At 57.8% G+C, this 5,983-nt stretch carries 5 protein-coding genes; all 5 read left to right on the top strand.

Annotation, left to right across the window (positions count from 1 at the left end; all coding sequences use genetic code 11):
• Positions 1 to 90 precede the first annotated feature (90 nt).
• The 5 genes from ACY692_RS13785 (at position 91) to ACY692_RS13765 (ending at position 5,487) form a co-directional block, all read left to right on the top strand.
• Positions 91 to 2,205 (top strand): ATP-grasp domain-containing protein, encoded by a 2,115-nt coding sequence (locus ACY692_RS13785; protein WP_462325956.1) that lies wholly within the window; start codon positions 91 to 93, stop codon positions 2,203 to 2,205.
• 146 nt (positions 2,206 to 2,351) lie between these two features.
• The gene (locus tag ACY692_RS13780) at positions 2,352 to 2,699 is read left to right on the top strand and encodes a 4Fe-4S dicluster domain-containing protein (RefSeq protein WP_462325955.1); all 348 of its coding nucleotides are present in this window, start codon (positions 2,352 to 2,354) and stop codon (positions 2,697 to 2,699) included.
• The gene (locus ACY692_RS13775) at positions 2,699 to 3,856 is read left to right on the top strand and encodes a 2-oxoacid:acceptor oxidoreductase subunit alpha (protein ID WP_462325954.1); all 1,158 of its coding nucleotides are present in this window, start codon (positions 2,699 to 2,701) and stop codon (positions 3,854 to 3,856) included. The genes ACY692_RS13780 and ACY692_RS13775 overlap by 1 nt, the downstream gene beginning before the upstream one ends.
• A gap of 163 nt (positions 3,857 to 4,019) precedes the next feature.
• Complete coding sequence (locus ACY692_RS13770) at positions 4,020 to 4,856, top strand: 2-oxoacid:ferredoxin oxidoreductase subunit beta (protein WP_462325953.1); 837 nt, start codon at positions 4,020 to 4,022, stop codon at positions 4,854 to 4,856.
• Positions 4,849 to 5,487 (top strand): 2-oxoacid:acceptor oxidoreductase family protein, encoded by a 639-nt coding sequence (locus tag ACY692_RS13765; protein WP_462325952.1) that lies wholly within the window; start codon positions 4,849 to 4,851, stop codon positions 5,485 to 5,487. The genes ACY692_RS13770 and ACY692_RS13765 overlap by 8 nt, the downstream gene beginning before the upstream one ends.
• Positions 5,488 to 5,983: the final 496 nt, after the last annotated feature.

Here is a 5,983-nt window from a genome sequence, read left to right as displayed (position 1 = left end):
AATCCACAAGGGCGGATATGCAATCCACAAGGGCGGATATGGAATCCGCCCCTACATTTTTACAATGTTCCTTTTTGTGCAGGAGATCGGATGAAACTCGACGAACATACCAGTAAACAGCTTTTTGCCCAGGTTGGAATTCCTGTTCCCAATGGGTACGCCATAACATCTACGACCGGCAACGAAGAGGCCATCGCGGATATCGGCTTCCCCATGGTCGTCAAGGCCCAAGTGCTCACCGGTGGCCGTGGCAAGGCCGGCGGGGTCAAGGTGGTGGCTGACCAGAAGGAACTCCAGGAGACCCTGCCCACGATGTTGTCCATGCGTATCAAGGATCTGAGCGTCCCGTACGTGCGTATCGAACCGGCCGCGTCCATTGAAAAGGAATTCTATTTGAGCGTGTTCATCCAGCGCGAGACCCGATCCCTCATCCTGGCCTGTAATTCCAGCGGGGGCGTGGATGTGGAATCCTCCTCAGAGGACAGCCTCATGGCCGTGGATGTGGATTTTCTCACCAGAAGTCATGAGCACCGTATCCAGGACGCCTTTTTCCATCTCGGGCTTCCCAAACAGACATGGCCTACCTTCCATGGAATCTGTACCGCGCTTATCGACATGGTCACCACCCATGGGGCCCTGCTCGCGGAGATCAACCCCCTTGTGCTGACCGGTGACGGCAATCTGGTGGCCCTGGACGGCAAGGTTGATTTGGACGACAGCAAGATGGCCCTGCTCCCGGAGGTCAAAAAGAGATGCAGTCGGCCGGAACACGAGAACCCCGACGAAATCAGGGCTCGCACCGCCGGTCTGAGCTTCCATCGGCTGGACGGGAATGTGGGTATGATGGTCAATGGTGCCGGTCTGGCCATGAATACCATGGACATCCTGAATAAATCCGGCCTCACCCCGGCCAATTTTTTGGATTTGGGTGGTGGCGCGGATATCCCGAGGATGCGCGCCGGTCTCGAACTCCTTGTGGAAGACGACCGGGTCAAGGTCATTTTCATTAATATCTTCGGCGGGATTCTCTCCTGTGCCCATGTGGCCGAGGCCCTTATCGCAACCCTGGACACGGTGGAACTGACCAAGCCGTGTGTGGTCCGCTTTTCCGGATATATGGCCGATGAGGGACGGATCGCGCTTGAGAAATTGAACCATCCCAATCTTCGTCTCGTGGAGAACATGGACGGAGCCCTTGGTGAACTGGCCGGAGTCATCAAGCCGTCACAGCCTGGTCCACGTGACGGTGCATCCTTTTCTCCCTCGGTCACAATGTCCCCATCCCCTTCCCTTGGGACGGTCAGCCCATCCTCCAGAGCCGCCCCTCCCCTTTTTGGTCTGGACAGCTCCACCCAGGTCCTTGTCCAGGGTATGACCGGCAAGACCGGCAGGCTGCACGCCGGCCTCATGCGCTCGTTCGGGACCAATGTGGTCGCCGGGGTCACTCCGTTCAAGGGGGGGGGCGATGTGGATGGTCTGCCGGTCTATGACACGGTCCGCCAGGCCTGCGCCAACCACAAGATCGGCGCGAGCGTGATCTTTGTTCCCCCGGGGTTCGCCCCCGATGCCATCCTTGCGGCCGCGGCCGAGAACATTCCCTGGATCGTGTGCATCACCGAATCCATTCCCCAGTCTGAAATGCTCAGGGTGCTCGCGGCCATGTCCACGTCATCCTCGCGGCTCATCGGTCCGAACACCCCCGGCCTGGTCATTCCGGAGCAGATCAAGCTCGGGATCATGCCCGGGATGATCTTCAAGCCCGGCCCTGTGGCCGTGTTCTCCCGGAGCGGTACCCTGACTTATGAAACCGTGTACGGTCTGACCTGTGCCGGGATCGGCCAGTCCGTCTGTGCCGGGATCGGCGGCGACCCGTTCATCGGATCGGGACTGGCCGATATGTTCGAGCTGGTCCGTAACGACGGTGTGACCAGGGGGGTGGTCATGCTGGGCGAGATCGGCGGCAACGAAGAGGAAAAACTGGCCGGATACATCACCGCCACAGGTTTTGATCTGCCGGTGGTCGGGTTCATCGCCGGACAGACCGCCCCTCCGGGCAAGACTTTCGGCCACGCCGGGGCCATCCTGAGCAAGGGGCATGGGGAGATCGACGCCAAACTCGGGGCTATGCGCGATGCCGGTATATTCGTGGCCCCGTCTCTGGATGAGGGGGTCGGGTATATGGCGAACCTTTTGAAAAACATGTGAAATATCCATGGCAAATCCATTGCCATTTGATGATGGCTCGGCTAGGCGCACAAGGGTGTACCACCGGATATGATCGGGCGGGTGGCTTGAAGGCTATCCCCGCCTTTTGACAACAACTTTTCAAGCCAGTCAGGGGCAACAACCAGATGGCCAAAAGCAAAGGGCAAACCAGAGTTCGGGTCTTTTCCGACTGGTGCAAGGGGTGCGGCATATGCGTCGCCTTTTGTCCAGGAAAGGTCTTTGAAATGGGAAAGGACGGCAAGGCAAAGGTGGTCAGGGAAGAGGAGTGTCTCAATTGCGGGTTCTGCGAGATGCATTGTCCGGATTTTGCGGTTTCCGTGCGTCCCAAGGATGAATCCAACGGGGTCCTGCACAACGGAGTTCCAACGGGCAAGGTTCCCCGGGACATCCCCAAGAAACCGGCAAAGGCAACGACCAAGAATACCAAACAGCCGGAAGAAGAACCGGCTGAAGCACCGAGCACGGAGAGCTGATGGCTTCCAGGAAGAAAAAACGCAAGGAATTGTTCGCCCAGGGCAATGAGGCCGTTGTCGAGGGCGCGTTGCTGGCCGGGTGTGATTTTTTTGCCGGATATCCGATCACCCCGTCTACAGAAATTGCCGAGGAAATGTCCCGTCGCCTTCCTCTGCTCGATAACGGGGTTTTTTTGCAGATGGAGGACGAGATCGCCAGCATGGGTGCCATCATCGGAGCGTCCCTTGCCGGACGCAAGGTGCTCACGGCCACCTCCGGACCGGGATTTTCCCTGATGCAGGAACATATCGGGTACGCATGCATGGCCGAGGTGCCCCTGGTCATCGTCAATATCATGCGCGGCGGCCCGAGCACGGGACTACCCACCAATCCTGCCCAGGGCGATGTGCAGCAGGCCAGATGGGGCACCCACGGGGACCATCCGGTCATCGTGCTTTCGGCCGTCAATGTGAAGGAATGTCTGGAAATGACCGTGACCGCGTTCAATCTTGCGGAAAAATACCGCACCCCGGTCATCCTGCTCATCGACGAGGTCACCGCCCACACCCGGGAAAAGATCACCCTGCCCGATCCGTCCACTTTCCAGATCTTTTCACGGGTCGCACCGTCCATGCCCTTTGACTGGTACACCCCTTTCGAGGAGACCATGAAGGGGGTTCCATGTATGCCTGCCATGGGAACGGGCTACCGGTTCCACATCACCGGGCTGACCCACGACAGTCAGGGCTTTCCCACATCCAAACCCCATGAAGTGGAAGCGCTGATGAATCGCCTCTTCCGCAAGATCGACCAGCACTATTACGATATCCAGATGGTGGACGAGATCGGATGCGACGACGCGGACATCGCCATCGTGGCCTACGGGAGCGTTGCCCGGTCCGCGGAACTGGCCGTGCAGCTGGCACGGGAACAAGGAGTCAGGGCCGGCCTGCTCAAGCTCAAAACCCTGTTCCCCTTTCCCCGGCAGATTGTGGAACGTGTGGCCAGGCAGAGTCGGGTGCTCATTGTTCCGGAGATGAACATGGGCCAGATTTCTCGCGAGGTGAAACGGGTGAACAATGGCATGACCCGGGTAGTCACCCACAACCGGGTCGACGGCCAGATCATCACCCCGTCGGAGCTTTTGAAGACCGTGCTCGGGAGCCATTCCCGATAACCGGAATCGGTTGGAGAACATGAGTTCTAGAAATATAAGAGATTGCAGAATTCCAGAAATTTAAGAAATTAACCACGCGCCTATCACCGTCCGTATTTTCCAAAATCTCTTAAATCTCTTAAATTTTTAAAATTTCTAAAATATCTTACCAATGCAGGATACCATGGCAGAGATAACGCATATCATTCACGAGTATCTTCGGCATAACAAAAAATTCCCCCATGTCTATTGTCCCGGGTGCGGCCACGGGATCGTCCTTGGCTCCCTGATCCGTTCGGTACACGGCCTGGGACTTTCCAAGGACGAGGTCGTTCTGGTGGCCGGGATCGGGTGTTCCGGCCGCATGGCCACGTATGTGGATTTCAATACCGTCCATACCACCCACGGTCGGGCCCTGACCTTTGCAACGGGGATCAAGATGGCCAATCCGAATCTCAAGGTCATCGTGGTCATGGGTGACGGCGATGCCCTGGCCATCGGCGGGAACCATCTCATCCACGCGGCCCGGCGCAACATCGGCCTGACCGCCCTCATCCTGAACAACAATATCTACGGGATGACCGGGGGGCAGAAATCCCCCACCAGCCCCGAGGGCACACGCTCGGCAACGACGCCCTACGGCCAGCTGGAGCAGTCCTTTGATGTCATCGACCTGGTCAGTGCGGCCGGCGCCCCTTTCGTCGCCCGGAGCACGGTCATGCACGCCCATCTTCTGGACAAGCTCCTGGTCAAGGGGCTGACCAATCCCGGTTTCAACCTCATTGAGGTCATGACCCCCTGCCACACCCAGTACGGTCGCAAGAACAAGTTCAAGACCGTGGTCGACATGTACAGATGGTATCGAAAACAGGCCCTCCCGGTGGAAAAATACAACGATCTTGCGCCTGAAAAACGCAGGGATCGAATACCCATCGGCATTTTTCAGGACAGACAGACTCCGGGACTCGAAGAGCGGTACGGGATAATGCGGAAGAACCTGAGGGAGGCGCGCGGTGAGTAATACAAACGATCTGGTACGGTTTGAAATCCGGCTCTCCGGACTGGGCGGTCAGGGGATACTCACCCTGGGCAAGATCATGGGACAGGCCCTGGCCCTGGATCACGGGTATGAGGTCTGCCAGACCCAGAGCTACGGCCCCGAGGCCAGGGGCGGAGCCAGCCGGGCCGATGTGGTCCTGAGCTCCCAGCCCATCAGCTATCCCAAACCCGTGGGGCTGGATCTCCTGGTCGCCCTGAGCCAGGAGGCCTGCAATCTCTACTACAAGGGCCTCAAGGCCCAGGGGAAACTCCTGGTGGATACCTCCCTGGTGGACCAGCCCCCATCAAATATTTTTTGGGGCATCCCGTTCACCGACCTGGCTAAAAACAAGATCGGTGTGGTCCAGACGACCAACGTGATCACCCTGGGCGCGCTGACCCACTTTCTCCCGTTCATGAACGCCCAGGCCGTGCGCAGACGTCTGAAAGAAGCCCTGCCCGCCAAGATCCAAGAAATGAACAAAAAGGCCTACAACCTGGGGCTGCGCGAGGCCCGCAAACGCTACCCCGATGCAGCTGACGAGATGTCGGTTATGTTGTGGGGAGAAAAGGAAGGGAGGCCGGAGGCCGGAGAGACGGAGGTAAAGGGTTAAGATTTAAGGATTAAGGTGCAAGGATAAAGGGTTGAGATTCTAAGGGGTCAGGGTAGACGAGAGAGCATCGAGGCTGTTGGAAACATGCGTTATCCCGGACGTGGTCCGGGATCTCCAGGGATTTGAGGTCATCTCGACGTTGTGTTCCGGACCCAGACCATCAAGCTCCCGCCTGCGCCGGGATGACGGCTGCAAGTAAAAACTCGATTTCCAATGTGACATGTTTTTTTCAGGACTCGACAGTTCACGAAAAAAGGGCGGCTTTGGGGCCGCCCTTTTTTGATGTCCTTCATGCAGCCTCCCCTCCGATATCCCCCCGGATAATTCATCACAACACACCCAGCCCCGGCACGCCATATAGGGGCAATTCACGAAAACTCTTGTTGGATTCCGGGGGCCTGCCTCTTCCTGGCCAAGTATCATTGAATCAGCACGACAACCGGCCTTCCAAACGAGTTTTTTCCTGGGAACGCCGAGCGTCTGCTCGGCCTTTCGA

This window comes from Desulfoplanes sp. (assembly GCF_054921335.1).
The sequence above is the reverse complement of the archived record's forward strand: the minus strand, read 5'-3'. Positions and strand labels throughout refer to the sequence as shown.

Coding starts and splice junctions, on each gene's coding strand:
- ACY692_RS13785 (WP_462325956.1), top strand. CDS start 91: ATGAAACTCGACGAACATACCAGTAAACAGCTTTTTGCCCAGGTTGGA.
- ACY692_RS13780 (WP_462325955.1), top strand. CDS start 2,352: ATGGCCAAAAGCAAAGGGCAAACCAGAGTTCGGGTCTTTTCCGACTGG.
- ACY692_RS13775 (WP_462325954.1), top strand. CDS start 2,699: ATGGCTTCCAGGAAGAAAAAACGCAAGGAATTGTTCGCCCAGGGCAAT.
- ACY692_RS13770 (WP_462325953.1), top strand. CDS start 4,020: ATGGCAGAGATAACGCATATCATTCACGAGTATCTTCGGCATAACAAA.